The sequence below is a fragment of the Vibrio cholerae ATCC 14035 genome, from assembly GCF_000621645.1.
GTDB classification, from domain to species: domain Bacteria; phylum Pseudomonadota; class Gammaproteobacteria; order Enterobacterales; family Vibrionaceae; genus Vibrio; species Vibrio cholerae.
This window is the reverse complement of the sequence record NZ_JHXR01000034.1, coordinates 1-18,922: the sequence shown is the minus strand read 5'-3', so window position 1 is coordinate 18,922 and position 18,922 is coordinate 1. Positions and strand designations below refer to the sequence as shown.

At 47.1% G+C, this 18,922-nt stretch carries 23 protein-coding genes; 4 read left to right on the top strand and 19 right to left on the bottom strand.

Annotated features, from left to right (window positions below; all coding sequences use genetic code 11):
- Window positions 1-309: 309 nt before the first annotated feature.
- The 8 genes from T411_RS0114550 to dusA all read right to left on the bottom strand — a co-directional run bounded on the left by T411_RS0114550 (window position 310) and on the right by dusA (window position 7,187).
- The gene (locus T411_RS0114550; protein WP_001133791.1) at window positions 310-1,071 is read right to left on the bottom strand and encodes a phosphoadenylyl-sulfate reductase; all 762 of its coding nucleotides are present in this window, start codon (window positions 1,069-1,071) and stop codon (window positions 310-312) included.
- Window positions 1,064-2,797: an assimilatory sulfite reductase (NADPH) hemoprotein subunit gene (cysI, locus tag T411_RS0114545; protein WP_001275674.1), complete on the bottom strand. Its 1,734-nt coding sequence runs from the start codon at window positions 2,795-2,797 to the stop codon at window positions 1,064-1,066. The genes T411_RS0114550 and cysI overlap by 8 nt, the downstream gene beginning before the upstream one ends.
- On the bottom strand, window positions 2,797-4,620 hold the full coding sequence (locus tag T411_RS0114540; protein ID WP_000103470.1) for an assimilatory sulfite reductase (NADPH) flavoprotein subunit: 1,824 nt from the start codon (window positions 4,618-4,620) through the stop codon (window positions 2,797-2,799). The genes cysI and T411_RS0114540 overlap by 1 nt, the downstream gene beginning before the upstream one ends.
- Before the next feature lie 106 nt (window positions 4,621-4,726).
- On the bottom strand, window positions 4,727-4,957 hold the full coding sequence (locus T411_RS0114535; protein WP_000154955.1) for a hypothetical protein: 231 nt from the start codon (window positions 4,955-4,957) through the stop codon (window positions 4,727-4,729).
- The gene (locus T411_RS01000000119555; protein WP_001918194.1) at window positions 4,954-5,112 is read right to left on the bottom strand and encodes a hypothetical protein; all 159 of its coding nucleotides are present in this window, start codon (window positions 5,110-5,112) and stop codon (window positions 4,954-4,956) included. Before T411_RS01000000119555 ends, T411_RS0114535 begins: the two co-directional genes overlap by 4 nt.
- Entirely contained in the window at window positions 5,078-5,743 is a 666-nt protein-coding gene (locus T411_RS0114530; RefSeq protein WP_001082165.1) for a TIGR04219 family outer membrane beta-barrel protein, read from the bottom strand. Before T411_RS0114530 ends, T411_RS01000000119555 begins: the two co-directional genes overlap by 35 nt.
- Window positions 5,744-5,831: 88 nt before the next feature.
- Window positions 5,832-6,044: an envelope stress response protein PspG gene (gene pspG, locus T411_RS0114525; protein ID WP_000971085.1), complete on the bottom strand. Its 213-nt coding sequence runs from the start codon at window positions 6,042-6,044 to the stop codon at window positions 5,832-5,834.
- 159 nt (window positions 6,045-6,203) lie between these two features.
- Window positions 6,204-7,187 (bottom strand): tRNA dihydrouridine(20/20a) synthase DusA, encoded by a 984-nt coding sequence (gene dusA / locus T411_RS0114520; RefSeq protein ID WP_001884460.1) that lies wholly within the window; start codon window positions 7,185-7,187, stop codon window positions 6,204-6,206.
- 356 nt (window positions 7,188-7,543) lie between these two features.
- Between dusA and zur the strand changes: the two genes are divergently transcribed.
- The gene (gene zur / locus T411_RS0114515; protein ID WP_000245564.1) at window positions 7,544-8,008 is read left to right on the top strand and encodes a zinc uptake transcriptional repressor Zur; all 465 of its coding nucleotides are present in this window, start codon (window positions 7,544-7,546) and stop codon (window positions 8,006-8,008) included.
- 9 nt (window positions 8,009-8,017) lie between these two features.
- Window positions 8,018-8,479 carry a chemotaxis protein CheX gene (locus T411_RS0114510; RefSeq protein WP_001200951.1) on the top strand — a complete coding sequence of 154 codons (462 nt, stop codon included), beginning with the start codon at window positions 8,018-8,020 and terminating at the stop codon, window positions 8,477-8,479.
- A gap of 116 nt (window positions 8,480-8,595) precedes the next feature.
- On the opposite strand, the gene T411_RS0114505 is transcribed toward T411_RS0114510, so the two are convergent.
- On the bottom strand, window positions 8,596-9,774 hold the full coding sequence (locus tag T411_RS0114505; RefSeq protein WP_000004747.1) for an MBL fold metallo-hydrolase: 1,179 nt from the start codon (window positions 9,772-9,774) through the stop codon (window positions 8,596-8,598).
- Between the two features lie 202 nt (window positions 9,775-9,976).
- The gene (pgi, locus tag T411_RS0114500) at window positions 9,977-11,629 is read right to left on the bottom strand and encodes a glucose-6-phosphate isomerase (protein WP_000916640.1); all 1,653 of its coding nucleotides are present in this window, start codon (window positions 11,627-11,629) and stop codon (window positions 9,977-9,979) included.
- 284 nt (window positions 11,630-11,913) lie between these two features.
- Here pgi and T411_RS0114495 point away from each other — a divergent pair, with 284 nt between their 5' ends.
- Window positions 11,914-12,333, top strand: coding sequence for a secondary thiamine-phosphate synthase enzyme YjbQ (locus T411_RS0114495; protein WP_000264687.1), 420 nt, complete (start codon window positions 11,914-11,916; stop codon window positions 12,331-12,333).
- Between the two features lie 83 nt (window positions 12,334-12,416).
- Here T411_RS0114495 and alr read toward each other — a convergent pair whose 3' ends face one another.
- Both alr and T411_RS0114485 read right to left on the bottom strand, forming a co-directional pair.
- Window positions 12,417-13,502, bottom strand: a complete 1,086-nt coding sequence (alr, locus tag T411_RS0114490) for an alanine racemase (RefSeq protein WP_001995036.1) — start codon at window positions 13,500-13,502, stop codon at window positions 12,417-12,419.
- A gap of 13 nt (window positions 13,503-13,515) precedes the next feature.
- Window positions 13,516-14,922, bottom strand: a complete 1,407-nt coding sequence (locus T411_RS0114485) for a replicative DNA helicase (protein ID WP_000774910.1) — start codon at window positions 14,920-14,922, stop codon at window positions 13,516-13,518.
- Between the two features lie 170 nt (window positions 14,923-15,092).
- On the opposite strand from T411_RS0114485, the gene T411_RS0114480 reads away from it, so the two are divergent.
- On the top strand, window positions 15,093-15,857 hold the full coding sequence (locus T411_RS0114480; protein WP_000105223.1) for a DUF481 domain-containing protein: 765 nt from the start codon (window positions 15,093-15,095) through the stop codon (window positions 15,855-15,857).
- Between the two features lie 61 nt (window positions 15,858-15,918).
- On the opposite strand, the gene rplI is transcribed toward T411_RS0114480, so the two are convergent.
- The 7 genes from rplI to T411_RS01000000119545 all read right to left on the bottom strand — a co-directional run.
- Window positions 15,919-16,368 carry a 50S ribosomal protein L9 gene (rplI, locus tag T411_RS0114475; protein ID WP_001196054.1) on the bottom strand — a complete coding sequence of 150 codons (450 nt, stop codon included), beginning with the start codon at window positions 16,366-16,368 and terminating at the stop codon, window positions 15,919-15,921.
- A 33-nt stretch (window positions 16,369-16,401) separates the two neighbouring features.
- On the bottom strand, window positions 16,402-16,629 hold the full coding sequence (rpsR, locus tag T411_RS0114470) for a 30S ribosomal protein S18 (RefSeq protein WP_000090471.1): 228 nt from the start codon (window positions 16,627-16,629) through the stop codon (window positions 16,402-16,404).
- Between the two features lie 15 nt (window positions 16,630-16,644).
- Entirely contained in the window at window positions 16,645-16,947 is a 303-nt protein-coding gene (gene priB / locus T411_RS0114465) for a primosomal replication protein N (RefSeq protein WP_000184782.1), read from the bottom strand.
- 7 nt (window positions 16,948-16,954) lie between these two features.
- Window positions 16,955-17,323 carry a 30S ribosomal protein S6 gene (gene rpsF / locus T411_RS0114460; protein WP_001216668.1) on the bottom strand — a complete coding sequence of 123 codons (369 nt, stop codon included), beginning with the start codon at window positions 17,321-17,323 and terminating at the stop codon, window positions 16,955-16,957.
- 211 nt (window positions 17,324-17,534) lie between these two features.
- Entirely contained in the window at window positions 17,535-18,011 is a 477-nt protein-coding gene (bfr, locus tag T411_RS0114455) for a bacterioferritin (protein WP_000675497.1), read from the bottom strand.
- A 69-nt stretch (window positions 18,012-18,080) separates the two neighbouring features.
- Entirely contained in the window at window positions 18,081-18,269 is a 189-nt protein-coding gene (locus tag T411_RS01000000119550) for a (2Fe-2S)-binding protein (RefSeq protein WP_001884452.1), read from the bottom strand.
- A gap of 302 nt (window positions 18,270-18,571) precedes the next feature.
- Window positions 18,572-18,922 (bottom strand): EF-Tu C-terminal domain-related protein (locus T411_RS01000000119545; RefSeq protein WP_000696260.1); only part of this gene is annotated, 351 nt, incomplete at its 5' end.

The following is an 18,922-nucleotide window of genomic DNA, read 5'->3' as shown; positions in this document are numbered from 1 at the left end:
ATTTCGTGTCAAACACTTTTTTCAATTTTCTTTTCTGGCCTGTTGAGGCATCGATTTGGCTGTGAGCCCTTGCTGCGTCAACGAGGGCGCATTATAGAGATCCGCTTCACACTGGCAAGTGTTTTTTGAGAAAATTTATAGAAATAACGCTTAACCGCTGCATTTGCGCGCAATGGCTTATTTATCCCACTTTACTCAGACCTTGATGACAACTTATCCACAGAGTTATTCATTTGTAGGCTGAGATAAAGCAAGAGGCTACATCACGGCAGCCTCTCTTTATTATGTGTAAATAGAAAATGAACGCGTTTATTGATGTGTATCGTTATGATCTTCGTGTAACCCACACTCACGCTTTAAACCAAAGAAGCGAGTTTGCTCTTCATTCATTCCCGGCTGCCATTTCTGTGTGGTGTGTGTATCACCAACCGAAAGATAACCTTGTTCCCAAAGTGGGTGATAAGGTAGATCGTTATCCTTGAGATAATAGTGCACCTCTTTATTGGTCCAATCGATCACTGGCAGGAATTTAAACACGCCATTTTGTACCGATAGAATCGGTAGGCTTGCTCGTGATTGTGACTGTTCACGTCGTAAGCCCGAGAACCAAGTGCCAATGTTGAGTTCATCTAATGCTCTACGCATCGGTTCTACTTTATTAATCTGGTTGTAGCGTTCGATTCCTTCAACACCTTGTTCCCACAGTTTTCCGTAGCGAGCTTCTTGCCAAGCCGCTGATACAGGCGCGGAGTAAACTTTTAAGTTCAGATTGAGCCGCTCAGTCAACTCATCGATAAACTGATAGGTTTCTGGGAACAGATAGCCGGTATCGGTTAAAACGACAGGAATGTCACTCTTCACTGAAGTTAATAAATGAAGCATCACTGCGGCTTGGATACCAAAGCTCGATGACAGTGCATGATTGCCCTGCAGATTTTCTAGACCCCAGACGACGCGCTCTTGCGCAGTGAGGGATTCCAGATGCTGATTGACTTCCGTTAGGCGCAGCGTTTGCTGCACCTTATTTAACGTTAGTAACTCTTCTAGTGTTGGAACGGTACGATTAGGCATAGAAATCCCTCTTCGAGATGATTACCTCTTCGATAATGCCTGCACGAATAGTGAAATCACCAAATCCTTCACCGTCCAGACGCTCGCTAGCCCAACGTCCCACCAACTCATCAATTTCTTGAAGAATTTGCGTATCGGTAATGTTCTCTTTATACATCTTAGGAATACGCGTTCCATTTCGATTGCCGCCTAAATGGAGGTTGTAGCGACCCGGTGCTTTACCGACTAGGCCAATCTCAGCCAACATGGCTCGACCGCACCCATTCGGGCAGCCCGTCACACGCAAAATGATGTTCTCTTCTTTTGGTAACGCATGTTTTGCCAAGATACCTTCCACTTCTGTGACAAAAGAAGGGAGAAAACGCTCAGCCTCCGCCATGGCCAGTGGACAGGTTGGGAAGGCGACACACGCCATAGAATTGATGCGCTGCTCACTAACACCATCATCGATCAAACCATGACTACGTGCAAGCTGTTCAATCTGCTGTTTCTGATCCGCTGGCACACCGGCCACAATCAAGTTCTGGTTAGCCGTCATCCGGAAATCGCCTTGATGCACCTTAGCAATTTCAGCGACACCCGTTTTCAGTGGCTTACCCGGAAAATCCAATATGCGGCCATTTTCAATAAACAGGGTTAAATGATGTTTGCCATCGATGCCTTCAACCCAACCAATCCGATCGCCACGGCTGGTAAACTCATAAGCTCGGCTTGGTGCAAACGTAATTCCCGCGCGTTTTTCAACTTCGGCTTTGAATACCTCAACCCCAACACGATCTAAGGTGTACTTGGTTTTGGCATTTTTACGGTTAGAACGGTTACCCCAATCACGTTGCGTGCTCACGACTGCAGCCGCCACCTCCAAGGTTTTTTCCAGAGGAATAAAACCAAAGTCATCGGCACGACGCGGATAGGTTGAAGTATCGCCATGAGTCATCGCAAGACCCCCACCCACCAACACGTTAAAACCGATCAACTGGCCATTTTCACCAATCGCGACAAAGTTCAAGTCATTGGCGTGCACATCCACATCATTGTGTGGCGGGATCACAACAGTCGTTTTGAACTTACGCGGCAAATAGTTTGAACCTAAAATGGGCTCTTCATCGGGTCCTTCGATCTTTTCACCATCCAACCAAATCTCGGCATAAGCGCGTGTTTTCGGTAGTAGGTGCTCACTGATTTTTTTTGCCCACTCGTAAGCTTGCAGATGCAGCTGAGATTCCACGGGGTTAGAGGTACACAAAACGTTACGGTTCACATCCCCTGCGGTCGCAATCGAATCGATACCAATGCTGTTTAAGGTTTGATGCATCAGTTTGATATTCGGCTTAAGCACACCGTGAAACTGAAATGTTTGTCGTGTGGTTAAACGAATACTGCCGTACAGAGTATGTTCGGTTGCAAACTTATCAATCGCGAGCCACTGGTGAGGAGTGATGATCCCTCCCGGCATACGCGCACGGAGCATGACATTGTGTAAAGGCTCAAGTTTTTGCTTGCTACGCTCAGCACGGATATCACGATCATCTTGCTGATACATGCCATGAAAGCGGATGAGTTGGAAGTTGTCCGCGGTAAAGCCGCCGGTAATGCGATCTTGCAGATCTTGCTCGATCGTCCCGCGTAGAAAATGACTCTCACGCTTTAGGCGTTCATTATCCGACCATGGGCCGAGCACTTCGCCAAGCACCTCTTGTACTGATGGGTTTTGATTTGCGCTCATTAGTAGACATCCCTTTGATAACGTTTTGCTTTACGCAGTTCACTCACATACTCTTCAGCTTGCTCACGATTCAAGCCACCTTGTTGCTCGACGACAGTAATTAATGCTTGGTGCACATCCTTCGCCATGCGTGATGCATCACCACATACGTAGAAGTAAGCGCCTTCTTGTAACCATTGCCATACCAACTCTGCTTGATCTAAAAGGCGATGCTGCACATACACCTTTTCGTGCTGATCGCGACTAAAAGCCACATCTAAGCGATTTAACACGCCAGACTTGAGGTACTTTTGCCACTCGACTTGGTAGAGGAAATCTTGGGTAAAGGTGCGGTCACCAAACAACAGCCAGTTTTTTCCTGCTGCACCACGGTTTTCGCGCTCTTGGATGAAGCTACGGAAAGGAGCAATTCCCGTTCCGGGGCCTACCATGATCAGCGGCGCATTATCATCACTCGGCAATTTGAAGTTGTTATTGTGCTCAACAAAGACTTTAACCGGAGCGCCCTCTTCTAATTGATGAGCTAAGAAGCTGGATGCACCACCCAAGCGTTGCTCTCCCTTATACTCATACTCGACCACCCCAACCGTCAGATGCACCTCTTCCCCCACCTCACTTTGACTAGAGGCAATCGAATATAGACGCGGCGTTAAACGACGGAGAAGTGATAACAGTTGAATCGCGGAAAGGGTGACTTTTTCTTCGCGCAACACATCAATCACTTGCGTACGCGTCGCGTATTCACGCAGTGCCTCTTTATCTTGGGCTAAAGAGGTGAGCTTTTCGCTTTGTGCAAGCTCAGCAAATTGCGCCACCAACTGCGGATTGGCTGCAGTAATTTCATAATGATGAGTCAGTGCCGAATGCAGAGAAAGCGTTTCGCCATCCACTTGTACTTCTTCATGACCAGAAAGTCCTACGCTATCGAGTAGGGCATTAACCAGCTGTGGACGGTTTTCATACCACACACCTAATGCATCACCCGGTTGGTATGTGATGCCAGAATCGGCCAAATCAATTTCGATGTGGCGAACATCTTTGCCTGAGTCACGGCCAGTAATTTTTTGGCTCGTCGATAAGCTCGCCGTGTAAGGTTGCTCTTTACTGTAGTGACTCTCAGCTGTCTGGCTCACTGCGAAAGTAGCCACGCTCGTCACTGCCGCGGCTCCTGTCAGCTCATCTTTCAAAATAGACAGCACTTGCTTGCGCCACTCAGTCGCTGCAGCCTGATAATCGACATCCGCATCTAAGCGCTCAACCAGACGTTGCGCCCCAAGGTTTTCTAAAAACTGATCAAAGTCTTTGCCGGTTTGGCAGAAAAACTGATAACTGGAATCCCCCAATCCTAAGACGCCATATTTAAGATTAGGCAGCTTGGGGGCTTTTTTGGATTTGAGAAACTCATGCAGTGCCAGTGCATTATCCGGCGCTTCACCTTCACCATTGGTTGAGGCGACAAAAATTACATGGGTTTCTTTGGCTAAGTCTTTGCCTTTGTAATCGCTCGCGTCAAATAACTGGGCCTGAATGCCTGCAGCTTGCGCTTCTTTCAATAACGCTTGAGCAACACCTTTCGCATTTCCCGTTTGCGAAGCGAAAATGATCGTCAGCTTACCCGAAGCAGCAGACGCAGTCTGCCCAGCGGAAATGTGTGGAACGCTCAATGCATTGGATTGACTCAATCCCCAGAAATAACCACTGACCCAAGCTAATTGCTGAGCATTCAGTTGGGTTACGGTTTGTTGGAGTTGATTGAGCTGTGCATCATTTAACGGACTAGCGAGTGCCGCTAGCGCCGGGGGTAAAGTGTTTCCTGTAGACATCGTCACGACTTCCCTATTCATTGCATGACGATAGATTAATCACTCTTTTTAATAACAAGAAAGAATAGATGTGAATGTTTTATAACTTTTTGACTTAACCATCTCGCTACTGGTTTTCAATTCGAACTTGACGAAACCCAACCGCCATGGCGGATTGCGAAGCGCTATCGAGATCGATATAACGACACTCTTCGCCATTTTCATCGGTAAGCAGCACAAATCCCCCCATTTGATGGCGAAATTCGACAATCCATTCCCCTTCTTGAAAGGAGGGCTCAATAATGGCCTCAACGAGCTGCTGGGTTTGATATAGCTCTCTTAACTCCGGAATCGTCATTTTGCTTTCCATCCTTGGCTTATTGATAAAACTAAGCATGGTCCAAATAGTAAAAATGAGCCAACTTGTGGCTCATTTAAAACGTATTGGTTAGCAAAAAACTCAATAATGAGAAATTCATCAGAAGCTAAATTGAGCCCCCACAAACCAACCATCGGCAAAAACAAAAGATTGCTTTACATCGGTGGACTGCTTAGCCAGTTCAGTGAACTCAAGATCTACCACTCGATAGCCCGCTTTGAATGCGAGGTCTCCCGCTCGGATCGGCAGATGGTATTGCAAGCCAGCCATCACATCGGATGATTTCAGGTCACTATTGTTACCAAAATCAAACTGACCAATCACATCAAAAGGCGTATGAGGAATGGTAATTTCGGCGCTGGCATACCAGTTAAACGTGGTTTGATCAAAATCGTAGCGACGGGCATCTGCCGCACGGTAATCACTGTTCGCATATTGGGTTAGAGTGATACCCGCATCGAACTTCATCAATTCGCGATTGAGCAATGGATAATAAAAGGTGTAATCGATCTTATCGAACGAAGCGAAATCCGCTTCTAAATTGGTATAACGCAAGCCCACATTCGGCAGGTAAGGAAAACCGTGCTCAAACGTAAAATAAAGGTTAGGCGCGTTCGCATCATCACGACGAGTGTTATCAATTTTCGTGCTCGCTAACCACATCTCAGCGCCCACTGACGCAGTATAAAATGATTCAGCGGCAGAGGCCGATAAAGGCATGACCATCAGTGCGGTGACCAGCGCCGCCGATGCAGTTCGGTTCATGAACTATGCTCCGTTCGATTTCAATTCAATACTTTTGAGGCGATGATGGTAACACAAACCTATTCTCGATATAGGGTTTTGTCATCTCCTAACGTGAAGCCTTCGCTTTATCGCGCATCAGCCAAACCACCACCAACACCACCAGTAACCAAGGCAGTAACTTTAATACTATGCCCAACATGCCAAACAGCGCCATGATCAAAAACGCCAACGCCATCGCACCGAATACACTCATTAAAGTGATGCCTGTGACCAATAGTGTAGCGGCAAAGACAAAAATAAAGATTAATTCAAACATCATCAGCACTCCTCTGCGTCATTCATTATTAATTTGCAGTTTTCACGCCAACTTTACAAAGAAGCCAACCGTTTGATTAAGATAGAAAAAATAAGCCAAGCGACGTCATCTCACTTGGCTTATCGAAAAACAGTAAGCATTTTCGCTAATGTTTGGTGTTTTTTACACACCTAACTCTTGGTAAGGGATCTTGGCCAACGCCTGTTCAACCACTTCCAATCCCGCTCCAGGCTTGTGCGCATTCTCACTGATATGGCGTCGCCATTGGCGTGCACCCGGCATATTTTGGAACAGTCCTAACATATGGCGAGTCATATGACCAAGATGGGTGCCTTGTGAAAGTTCACGCTCAATATAAGGCATCATTTCATGGATGACTTGTGAGCGTTTTTTCACAGGCGTTTCTAAGCCAAAAATCTGCTGATCCACTTCAGCCAGTAAATACGGATTTTGATACGCTTCTCGACCGATCATCACACCATCAAGATGTTGCAGATGCAGTTTCGCTTCTTCCAAGCTCTTCACCCCACCGTTAACTGCAATGGTTAAGTGCGGAAAATCACGTTTGATCTGGTACGCTCGTGGGTAATCCAGTGGTGGAATTTCACGGTTTTCTTTCGGGCTCAGACCACTTAACCAAGCTTTACGCGCATGGATAGTAAATTGCTCACAGCCACCTTTTTCCGCAACTGTGGCGATAAACTGAGTTAAAAACTCGTACGAGTCTTGATCATCAATACCGATACGCGTTTTGACTGTCACCGGAATGTCGACAACCGCACGCATGGCGGCGACGCACTCCGCCACCAAGTCCGGCTCGCCCATCAGACAAGCGCCAAAGCGGCCATTCTGCACCCGATCGGATGGACAGCCGACGTTGAGGTTAATTTCATCATAGCCTCGCTCTTGAGCCAGCTTGGCACAATGCGCTAAATCCTTAGGATTGGAACCACCAAACTGTAACGCTACAGGATGCTCTTCTTGGTTATACGCCAGAAAATCGCCACGACCATGGATGATCGCGCCAGTCGTCACCATTTCGGTGTACAGCAGAGTCTGCGCAGAGAGCAGACGGTGGAAATAACGGCAGTGGCGGTCGGTCCAATCGAGCATTGGAGCAACTGAGAGTCTGCATGAGTGAGTCATAGGTGAACGTCCCCATTTCAGTCAAAAACAACCACCGCACGGTGGCGAAAAAATCGAAGTCCGGCATTTTAATCGCAACTTAGCGTGAGCGCCATGCCTTGTTCAGTAAATCGCTTTACGGTAAATGGGCGCGACCAGCAGGTTTCGTGAGCCGAACAAGCTTGATCCTAGTCGGCTTGCCACAATCTCCTTACCACAACTAATAAGCTTAACAGTATCGTTTTTGAGCAAGATAAGGTAATTTACGTCTATTCAACAGGATGAGTTGACCTCGCATCTACTTTCATGTGGATTTTATTTTGTCGGTCAACGATATTCATCTCGACATAGTATATTATTACTAAAGTCCAACAGTGATGGTGATGGTTTTGGACAACAAGCTAACCAAGCAAATTGAAGAAATATGTGCAGCAAGAGGGGTTCGCCTCACATCACAGCGTAAAACTGTGTTTGAGCTGATCTGTGCCAGTAAACGCTCATCAAGTGCGTATGAACTGCTGGAAGATCTGAAAAAAAGTGAACCGCAAGCTAAACCTCCAACTGTATATCGAGCACTGGATTTTTTGCTAGAACAAGGCTTTATTCACCGAGTAGAGTCGACTAACAGCTTTATCTCTTGCTGTTCATGTAACGCTCATAAGCACTTCTCACATCTGTTGATTTGTGACCAGTGCGGTAACGTGATTGAATCTCGGGATGATAGTCTGGTAGCCTTGCTAGCAAGTAACGCGGAGAAACACGGTTTTACGATAAGCAACCATGTCATCGAATCACATGGGGTTTGTCAGACCTGTCTCTCGAAAGAGAAGAAGCAACAATAGAAGAAGGTTATGCGCGCTGAATTTGTAAACCCGTTTTTAGCGTCTTTAATGAACGTGTTGAAAACCATGGCTTCCCTTGAGTTGAAGCCACAAAAACCACGGATTAAAAAAGACGAAATCGCTCGCGGCGATGTTTCTGGTCTGATCGGCATGATTGGCCCAACGACGCGCGGTTCTATGTCGATCACTTTTGACGAGAGCCTTGCTTTGGAAATCATGCAAAATATGCTGGGTGAGCGTCCGAATGGTTTAAATGAAGAAGTGACTGATATGGTCGGCGAGATCACCAATATGGTCACAGGTGGAGCGAAGCGAATTTTGGCAGAAAGCGGCTTTGATTTTGATATGGCCACCCCCGTTGTCGTCTCCGGCCGAGGACACACAATTCGTCATAAGTGTGAAGGGGCAATCATACTGATGCCGTTTTCTTCTCCTTGGGGCAATGCATTTATCGAAATCTGTTTCGAGTAATTCAGCGCTCACGTTGGAAGCCACTATTAGTTCATCGCTCTCAATGCTCTTGATTAAACCGGACATATTTGTCCGGTTTTGTTTTATCTGCTATCCCCGGGCACTGGGGGTGAGATTTACACCACCATCAGCAGCAATAATAAAGAACACGCTAAGCCCATTTGCCAATATCGAGCACCACTCGTGGGTTCAGTGTCTAAACCTTGCCACCAAGCGTGGTTTGCGCTGTGGTTTGCCATGGTTAGGCTCTCTCCTGCCATTGGGGTTAGCAAAGTGATCGACTGCTCTTGGCAATGCTTAACCAGATCGGCAATCGGCTCATCCCATTGGTGGGTAAACAACTCATAAGTCGCCCAGTGAATCGGCAGCAGTTTTTGGGCTTGTAAGTCGCGAAAGGCTTGAACTGTGTGTTTCGCCTGCATGTGTCCCCAATTTTCAACGGGATAACCTTGGTGCTGCTTAACATCGGCGGCCACTTCTAGACAAGCCAAATCAATCGGCCCACAGCGCTCAGCAATCTTTGCAAAATGTGTATCATAGGCACTATCACCACTGAAATAGAGTGTTTCTTGATGGCCTTTTATGACCCATGAACACCACAAGGTCGCATTATGATCGAGATAATAACGTCCTGAATTGTGATTAGCTGGAGTACAGATAAACTCGACGCCTTCTCGTTTTATCTGCTCCCACCAATCGAATTCGATAATTCGTTCAGGGGAGACTCCCCAGCGAATCAAATGCTGCCCGACACCCAGCGGAACATAGAAGGTGACCGAATGCGCGGCATAATAGACAACACTGGCCTGCTCTAAATGGTCATAATGATCGTGAGAGATCACAATCACATCCGGCAGTGGTAACTGCTCCCGCACACCACTATTAGGCAGGTTTCTGGCAAACCACGCTTTCGCAATCCAAGGCGAAGCGTAATCAAACACCGGATCGGTCAATACTCGTAGCCCATCGACTTCAATAAACAAACTAGAGTGTCCAAGCCAAGTGACTCGAAGTGCCTGGCTGCGTGTTTGCAAAGCTTGCAGGTTGAGAGGTGCTACGGGCAACTGAGCATTAGGCTTGAGCTGAGCTCTCCCCCCAAAGTAACTCCAAGCTGTCTGCCACCATGATGGTGTAGCGGTAATATGAGGCATAGCGTTGATCACTTTGCCCTGTCGAAATTGAGGTGAGTGGGAGATCCGGCGCTCTAACTGCGAGCGATAGTGTTGAACATGGTGGTGAGCAAACACCTTGCGTTGACGTGTTTGTGTTTTAGTCTGAATGGCCGTTTCTGACATACCAGCATAAGCCCTATCACTCTGACAGTGCGTTTAGTTAAACCCTGCTGCATGTCTGTTTTATGACCAAATCGGTAGGAAAAATGAACTTTCAATGGCAATACAAAAAAGGAACTTCGCCACGTACAGAGAAACTCAAAGACAAGAAAAAGGCCTTACTGCACAGGTAAGGCCTTGTCTATCAATTGTTTATTCGGCGTAATTAGGCACGAAACGCTTTAAAGGCGTTGATCAGACCGTTGGTCGAGCTGTCATGTGACGTCACTGCTGCGCTATCCGCTAACTCAGGCAGGATTTGGTTCGCCAGCTGCTTACCCAGTTCCACGCCCCATTGATCGAAACTGAAGATGTTCCAAATCACACCTTGCACGAAGATTTTGTGTTCGTACATCGCAATCAAGTTACCCAGCGTGCGTGGCGTAATCTGCTTAACCAGAATCGAGTTGGTTGGGCGGTTACCTTCAAACACTTTGAACGGCACTAACGCTGCAATTTCTGCCGCCGATTTACCCGCTTTTTCGAGTTCCGCTTGCACGGCTTGCGCGGATTTTCCGAAGGCTAAGGCTTCGGTTTGCGCGAAGAAGTTAGACATCAGCTTTTGGTGATGATCACCAACCAGATTATGACTCACCGCTGGCGCGATAAAATCACAGGGGATCAGCTTAGTACCTTGGTGGATAAGCTGATAGAAAGCGTGCTGGCCGTTCGTACCGGGCTCACCCCAAATAATTGGGCCCGTTTGGTAAGTCACTGGGTTGCCATCGCGGTCAACATACTTACCGTTCGATTCCATGTTGCCTTGTTGGAAGTAAGCGGCAAAACGGTGCAGATACTGATCATAAGGCAGGATCGCTTCAGATTCAGCACCATGGAAGTTGTTATACCAAATGCCAATCAGCGCCAGAATGACCGGAATATTACTTTCAAACGGCGTGTTCACGAAATGCTGATCCATTTCATGCGCCCCCGCTAACAGCTCGACAAAGTTGTCGTAACCGATAGACAGAATGATAGAAAGACCAATCGCTGACCACAGTGAGTAACGACCGCCTACCCAATCCCAGAATTCAAACATGTTGTCGGTGTCGATACCAAACTCAGCCACCGCTTTACCATTGGTTGATAGCGCCGCAAAGTGCTTGGCAACATGTGCTTCATCTCCTGCCGCTTTCAAGAACCAATCACGCGCCGTGTGGGCGTTGGTCATGGTTTCTTGGGTAGTGAAGGTTTTGGAAGCCACTAAGAAGAGTGTGGTTTCAGGATCGACGTTTTTCAGTGTCTCCGCCATGTGTGTACCATCGACGTTTGACACAAAGTGCATGGTCAAATGGTTCTTATAAGGCACCAGAGCTTCCGTGACCATGTAAGGACCGAGATCGGAGCCACCAATGCCGATATTAACGACATCAGTAATCGCCTTGCCGGTGAAACCTTTCCACTCACCGCCAATCACACGCTCAGAGAAGGCTTTCATTTTAGCCAACACAGCGTTTACTGCAGGCATTACATCCTCACCGTTCACCAACACAGGTGAATTGCTACGATTACGCAGCGCTGTGTGCAGTACCGCACGATCTTCCGTTTGGTTGATCGCTTCACCTTTAAACATCGCTGTGATGGCAGATTGCAGATCCGTTTCTTTGGCCAACGCAAACAAGTGTTGCATCGTTTCCGCATTCACTAGGTTTTTCGAATAATCGACCAGAATGTCCTGACCAAAGCGCGCAGAGTATTTGGCAAAACGCTCGCTGTCTTGCGCAAAAAGTGCTTTGAGGTCCATATCCTGAGCAGATTCAAAATGCGCGGTCAGCGCTTTCCAAGCTTGGGTTTGCGTTGGATTGATATTTTTCAACATGGCATCTATCCCGATGTTACTGTGGTTTTATTCCAGTACGCTAAAGGCGGAGCTTTAACGTTGGAATCCCCGATTTAAGCAAAAAGAATAGGTTAAAAATGAGTATTCCGCGCCGGAATCACATGTAATTAATTTTCAGTGCATCATTATGAGCGAACTCATTGACACCCACTTTGCGATAGGTCACGTAAACACCGACCGTCACTCATTTTTGTCTGGTAATTTCTGTCGCTCACCTTACCCTTAAACCTTCACTTTGCCAATACACTTAAGGAGCGGGCTTTATGTGGCATCAGCACACCATCCAGTTACGCCCACGAGCACGTGGTTTTCATCTGATCACTGATGAAATTGAACAACAATTGCCGCAAATCAAAAGACTAAATGTCGGTTTATTACATTTATTTGTACAGCATACTTCGGCAAGTCTCACCATCAATGAGAATGCCGATCCGACGGTGCGCCAAGATATGGAAGCCCATTTTAACCACGCTGCTCCTGAAGGGGCGCCTTATTATCGGCACATTGATGAGGGCAATGATGATATGCCCGCGCACATCAAGTCTTCACTACTTGGATGTAGCGTCAGCATTCCCATTCAACAAGGCAGGTTAGCGCTCGGTACTTGGCAAGGTATCTATTTGGGTGAGCATCGCAATCACGGCGGAATAAGAAGGTTGATTGCGACCATTCAAGGCGAGTAACGCCCAAAGAGTGCAAGAGAAGAAGAGTGACATGTCTGGCCACCGCGATGAGCGGTGGTCATGCACGGACAACACAAAGCAGGCTAAACGCCTGCTCCATAATAAGACATTTCCACTCGCGAGGTGAGTTTCGTCACTAACTCATACCCTATCGTACCAATATGCGCGGCCACTTCTTCTACGGGCAGCTCATTACCCCACAGCATGGCTTCATCACCGACGCGATCGCAAGCATCCGGCCCTAAATCTACCGTCAACATATCCATAGATACGCGCCCAGCAATCGGCACCCGACGCCCATTGACAACCACTGGTGTCCCATTCGGCGCAGTGCGTGGATAGCCATCACCATAACCAATCGCAATCACACCAATTTTGGTATCTCGCTGGCTGGTCCAAGTACCGCCATAACCGACACTCTCCCCCGCTTTCACTTCACGGACAGCGATCAAGTGCGACTTTAAGGTCATCACTGGCTGGTAACCTAACTGAACCGCGCTCTTTTCCACAAAGGGAGAAACGCCGTACATAATAATTCCCGGCCTTACCCATTCAAGCTGGCTTTGCGGCCAAGCTAATAATCCGGCAGAAGCGGCCAGCGAACGCTCACCCTGACAGCCTTGTGTCAGGGATAAAAACAGTTCCGTTTGCTCTACCGTCGTCGATTTATCTAACTCATCGGCACAGCCGAAATGGCTCATGTAACGCAGTGGTTTAGCCACATTATCGCACTGGTGCAAACGAGCCACGAAATCTTGATATTGTTCAGGGCGAACCCCTAACCGATGCATCCCACTGTCGACTTTCAGCCATACCATGACCGGAGTCTCTAGCTGAGCTTGCTCTAGCGCTTGTAACTGCTCTTCACAATGCACGACGGTCTGGATGTTGTTGGTAACCAATACTGGCAAATCACCGGGAGAATAAAATCCCTCAAGCAACAAAATGGGTTTCACTACGCCACTGGCGCGCAGCTGTAAAGCCTCTTCAATGCGCGCCACGCCAAAGGCATCCGCCCCAAGGGCGTGACGTGCGATATGGCGCAGCCCGTGTCCATAACCATTGGCTTTCACCACCGCCATGATTTTACTCTCTGGCGCTTGCTGCTTAACGCGCTGCAAGTTGTGCTGCAACGCCTCTAAATTGATGTAGGCGGTGGCCGCCTTCATATAGTTCATCGAATTACTCATCGTCAAATGCAGGTCCAGCATAGTTGTCGAAACGAGAATAGTGACCTTGGAAAGTCAAACGCACCGAACCAATCGGGCCGTTACGTTGCTTACCAATAATGATTTCCGCCGTGCCTTTTAGCGGACTATCTGGGTGATACACCTCATCTCGATAGATAAACATGATCAAGTCAGCATCCTGCTCAATCGAACCTGATTCACGCAGATCCGAGTTGACTGGACGCTTATCCGCACGCTGCTCCAAAGAACGGTTCAACTGCGAAAGCGCAACCACGGGCACATTCAATTCTTTAGCTAACGCTTTGAGTGAGCGAGAAATTTCAGCAATTTCCAGTGTACGGTTATCGGTCAATGCCGGTACACGCATCAGCTGTAAATAGTCGACCATGATGAGCGACAAGCCTCCGTGTTCACGAGCAATGCGTCGGGCACGCGAGCGAACTTCGGTGGGGGTTAGACCTGAGCTATCATCGATGTACATGTTCTTCTTCTCCATGAGAATACCCATGGTGGAAGAGATACGCGCCCAATCTTCATCATCCAGTTGACCGGTACGAATTTTGGTTTGGTCGACACGAGATAACGAGGCCAGCATACGCATCATGATCTGTTCGGCGGGCATCTCCAGCGAGAAGATCAGCACAGGTTTATCTTGCTCCATCGCGGCGTTTTCACACAGGTTCATCGCAAAAGTGGTTTTACCCATCGAAGGACGCGCTGCGACGATGATCAGATCAGAGCCTTGCAAACCAGCCGTCTTTTTATTCAGGTCGGTAAAGCCCGTGTTCACCCCAGTGACCCCATCCTGTGGCGTTTTGTAGAGCAGCTCAATCCGCTCTAGCGTGCGCTCTAGAATGCTATCCACGTTTTTCGGGCCTTCGTTTTCACTGGTACGTGCTTCGGCAATCGCAAAAACTTTACTTTCCGCCAGATCCAGCAAATCTTCAGCGTTGCGCCCTTGAGGATCGTATCCCGCATCGGCAATCTCATTGGCAACACCGATCAGATTACGCACCAAAGCCCGTTCGGCCACAATCTCCGCATAGGCATTAATGTTGGCGGCACTGGGCGTGTTTTTGGCCAAATCGGCCAAATAGGCAAAGCCACCGACATCTTCCAACTGCTCACGCTGCTCAAGATATTCGGACAAGGTGATGAGATCGAGCGGTTTACCCGCCTCTAAAATCGATTTTACCCCGTCAAAAATCAAACGATGCGGGCGGCTGTAGAAGTCCTGAGTCATCACGTGCTCAGAAACCGTATCCCAACGTTCATTGTCGAGAAGCAGTCCACCAATGACGGATTGCTCAGCTTCTAATGAATGCGGTGGGACTTTAATTGCATCGACTTGTGCGTCGGGAATTTTACGGTTTCGATTATCAGTACGTGGATCTGCCATGACTTCGCTTTAAGTAACGTTTGAATGTCCGTCATTATAACGAGAATCCGTCATTTGTAATTAAAGCAACGCAAGTTTGTGCGCCGCCTAACCAGAATTGACCTAGGGTTGACCCAAACTCAGTAATGAATTTTTACTATGCCACCTCAATAGTGATCAAAGAGGTTGTTGTGTCCACCAAATGGCTTTTAGGCATTAGCTTGATGCTGTCAACAGTAGCGCAAGCCAATGAAAATTCTAATCAGGATACGGACATCAGCATTCCCTCTCCTTGGAAGCATCAAGTCGAGTTTGGCTATCAGGCGCACTCCGGTAATACCGAGTCAGAGTCACTCAATTCACGCTTAAAATCGGAATATACCATGGGTCGTCACCGTACTTATGGGGAGTGGAAGTTTTATAAGCTTGATAAAAATGGCAAAGAAGATAAACGCCAGTCCACCTTCGCCTTCCAAAGCGACTATAAACTCGGACCGAAGACGTATTTATACGGCAGCTTTTACGGCACCAACTCGCGTTACACCGCTTATTTCAAAGACCATACCCTATCAGGAGGGCTCGGTTATCAATTCGCATATACCGATGAGATGGTTTTAGAGCTGGAGTTAGGGCCTGGCTTTCGCTACCAAAAACCCAACCTAGACGAAATTGATGATGACGATATCGTTTTTCCCGATCTCGTTCAGGAAGCGATATTTCGTAGCAATCTTAAAGCTGAGTGGCAAGCTTTAAACAACCTCAGATTTGAGGCAGAAATGACCATGGTTTCAGGGCGAAGTAACACCAGTCTTGATAGCAATATCAGTTTAACCAACGACATCACTGACCACATTGCCTTAAAAATTCGCCAATCACGCCAATACCATAACCGAGTGCCGGAAGGATTAAGCAAAGCAGACAGCGTGATTTCGGTTAATCTACTGTTTGAGTTTTAAATGCTACCCATAAAAAAACACCAGCCGAAGCTGGTGTTTTCGTATTCGTCAGTAACTGAAATTACTCAGCAACAACTTGTACTTTTGCAGTTGCGAACACTTCAGAGTGAAGTTGAACGCTAACTTCGTAAGCACCAACGTTGCGCAGAGCACCTTCAGGTAGGCGAACTTCGCTCTTAGATACTTTAACGCCAGCTGCAGTGATTGCATCAGCGATATCACGAGTACCGATAGAACCGAACAGTTTACCTTCGTCACCTGCTTTAGAAGCAATAACAACTGCTTCCAGAGCGTTAACTTGGTCAGCGCGAGTTTGAGCGGCAGCCAGTTGCTCAGCAACTTTTGCTTCCAGCTCTGCACGACGGCTTTCAAACATTGCAACGTTAGCTTTAGTTGCCATTACTGCCTTACCTTGTGGGATAAGGAAGTTACGAGCGTAACCAGATTTAACGTTTACTGTATCGCCAAGGCTGCCTAGGTTACCGATTTTATCAAGTAGAATAACTTGCATTGCTTAATCCTCTTTCTTAATAAACGGTGCCAATTACTGATGTTTGTCAGTGTATGGCAGTAGAGCTAGGTAGCGAGCGCGTTTGATTGCACGAGCTAGCTGACGCTGATATTTAGCACTTGTACCAGTGATACGGCTAGGAACGATTTTACCAGCTTCAGTGATGTAGTTCTTGAGAGTTGCTACGTCTTTGTAATCAATCTCTTGTACGCCTTCTGCAGTAAAACGGCAGAATTTACGACGACGGAAGAAACGAGCCATGGGCTATCTCCTGATCTATATTTGAGAAATTTTGTCGGCATGCAGCACTAATTTACCTACGCCATTTCGGCTGGTTTGGTAAGCCAAAAAACCACTTACCAAAATGCTACTGCCTTGTACTAAGTTTTGAGTTAACGCTTCTGACCTAGCCCCACTCACCACCACAGGTAATCGACAAAAAACTTGTCTTGGGAGGTCAGCTTCTACCATCGTAGAGCGATGCTCTAGCCAAAAATGGCAATGTTTAACACCCGATGGACTTTGGCTTCGAACCAGAGCCTTTGCGACAACGCCGCTCAACTCGATTCGATTGGTCATCAAACCATTACTCAACGTCTGCGTCGAACTTCATCTCGTCACGCTTTACACGCTCTTCACGAGCTTTCAGCATGATTGAAGGTTCAGTAATAGCAGCTTTAGTACGCATGATCATGTTACGCAGAACTGCATCGTTGAAACGGAAAGCAGTTTCTAGCTCATCAACCACTGCTTGGTCAGCTTCAACGTTCATCAGAACGTAGTGAGCTTTGTGCAGTTTGTTGATTGGGTAAGCCAGTTGACGGCGACCCCAATCTTCTAGACGGTGGATTTTACCGCCAGCTTCAGTGATTGAGCCAGTGTAACGTTCGATCATGCCAGCAACTTGCTCGCTTTGATCTGGGTGCACCATGAATACGATTTCGTAATGACGCATTATTTGCTCCTTACGGATTATTCAGCTTCCAGAGTTGGCCCGGTCATCCAGAGGAAGCAAGGAACTAATGATAATTGACCGAGAATTAAGGAGCGGGAATAGTACAGAAAGGAAGCAGCTTTAGCAAGGAAATTATCGAGGGAGAAACAGGAAGCGGTTAGGCAGAAAAACGCGTTTTCTGCCTAGGAATGATATGTGTTAGTACAGGGGATTATTCGTCATCAACAAACTGAGCTTGCAGATAATTTTGGATACCCGTCATATCGATCAGACCAAGTTGAGTTTCTAACCAATCAACATGCTCTTCTTCATCTTCTAAGATCTCTTGGAACAGATCACGAGAAACGTAGTCACGTACTTTTTCGGCGTAAGCGATCGCCTCTTTGAGATCAGGAATCGCAATCAACTCAAGTTTGAGATCGCACTCCAACATCTCTTGCACATCTTCACCAATCATCAGTTTGCCAAGATCTTGTAGATTGGGAATCCCCTCTAAAAACAAGATTCTTTCCACAATATGGTCAGCGTGTTTCATCTCATCAATAGATTCGTGGTATTCCTTATCGGCAAGATGCTTCAAGCCCCAATCTTTATACATGCGTGCATGTAAGAAGTATTGATTGATGGCGATAAGCTCATTAGCCAGTACTTTATTGAGATGTTGAATTATGACTGGATCACCTTTCATAGCATAGCCCTCCTCTTTGGCTCTATTAACTGTAGAACCAATTAGAGGAGAGTCAAAAAGAAGCTGTGCTTAACTTGCCAGTTTAAACTGAGCAATCAGCGATTCTTCGATGATCTCTTTAGCTTGGCGTACACACTTACCACACTGAGAACCCAGTGCTGTACAGCGCTTGATGCCCTTGATATCCGTAATACCCTGTTCGGCAACCAATCTCCTAATCTTTTTGTCTGAGACACCATGACACAAACAAACGTACATAACCCAACCTCATTTCATTCATGAACAAAGAATAAAAGAGAATCACTCTTATTTCTACTGCGTTTACTATTTTGCTCAGATCGGATTGTTATAAGAAAATGGCGATGAGACAGAGAAATGCTCAACTGAAAGTGCAGCGCCAACGCTCTGGTCATTTGGTCGAGGCTAATGTGTTGTTTTGATTATGAGCGGGATAAAACCAAAAGAAGATATAAGCCTAAGATGACTTATAACCAAAAATGAAAAAGGGAAGCCGAAGCTTCCCTTTTTCGATGCAGCATTGCGCGGCAAGATTAACGCGATTAAGCGATGATCTTAGCTACAACACCAGCACCTACAGTACGGCCACCTTCACGGATAGCGAAGCGTAGACCTTCGTCCATCGCGATTGGTGCAATCAGGTCTACAACCATCTTCACGTTGTCGCCTGGCATTACCATTTCTACGCCTTCTGGTAGCTCAATGCTGCCTGTTACGTCAGTTGTACGGAAGTAGAACTGTGGACGGTAACCTTTGAAGAATGGAGTATGACGGCCACCTTCGTCTTTTGACAGTACGTATACTTCTGATTCGAACTTAGTGTGTGGTGTGATTGAACCTGGCTTCGCCAGTACTTGACCACGCTCTACTTCTTCACGCTTAGTACCACGTAG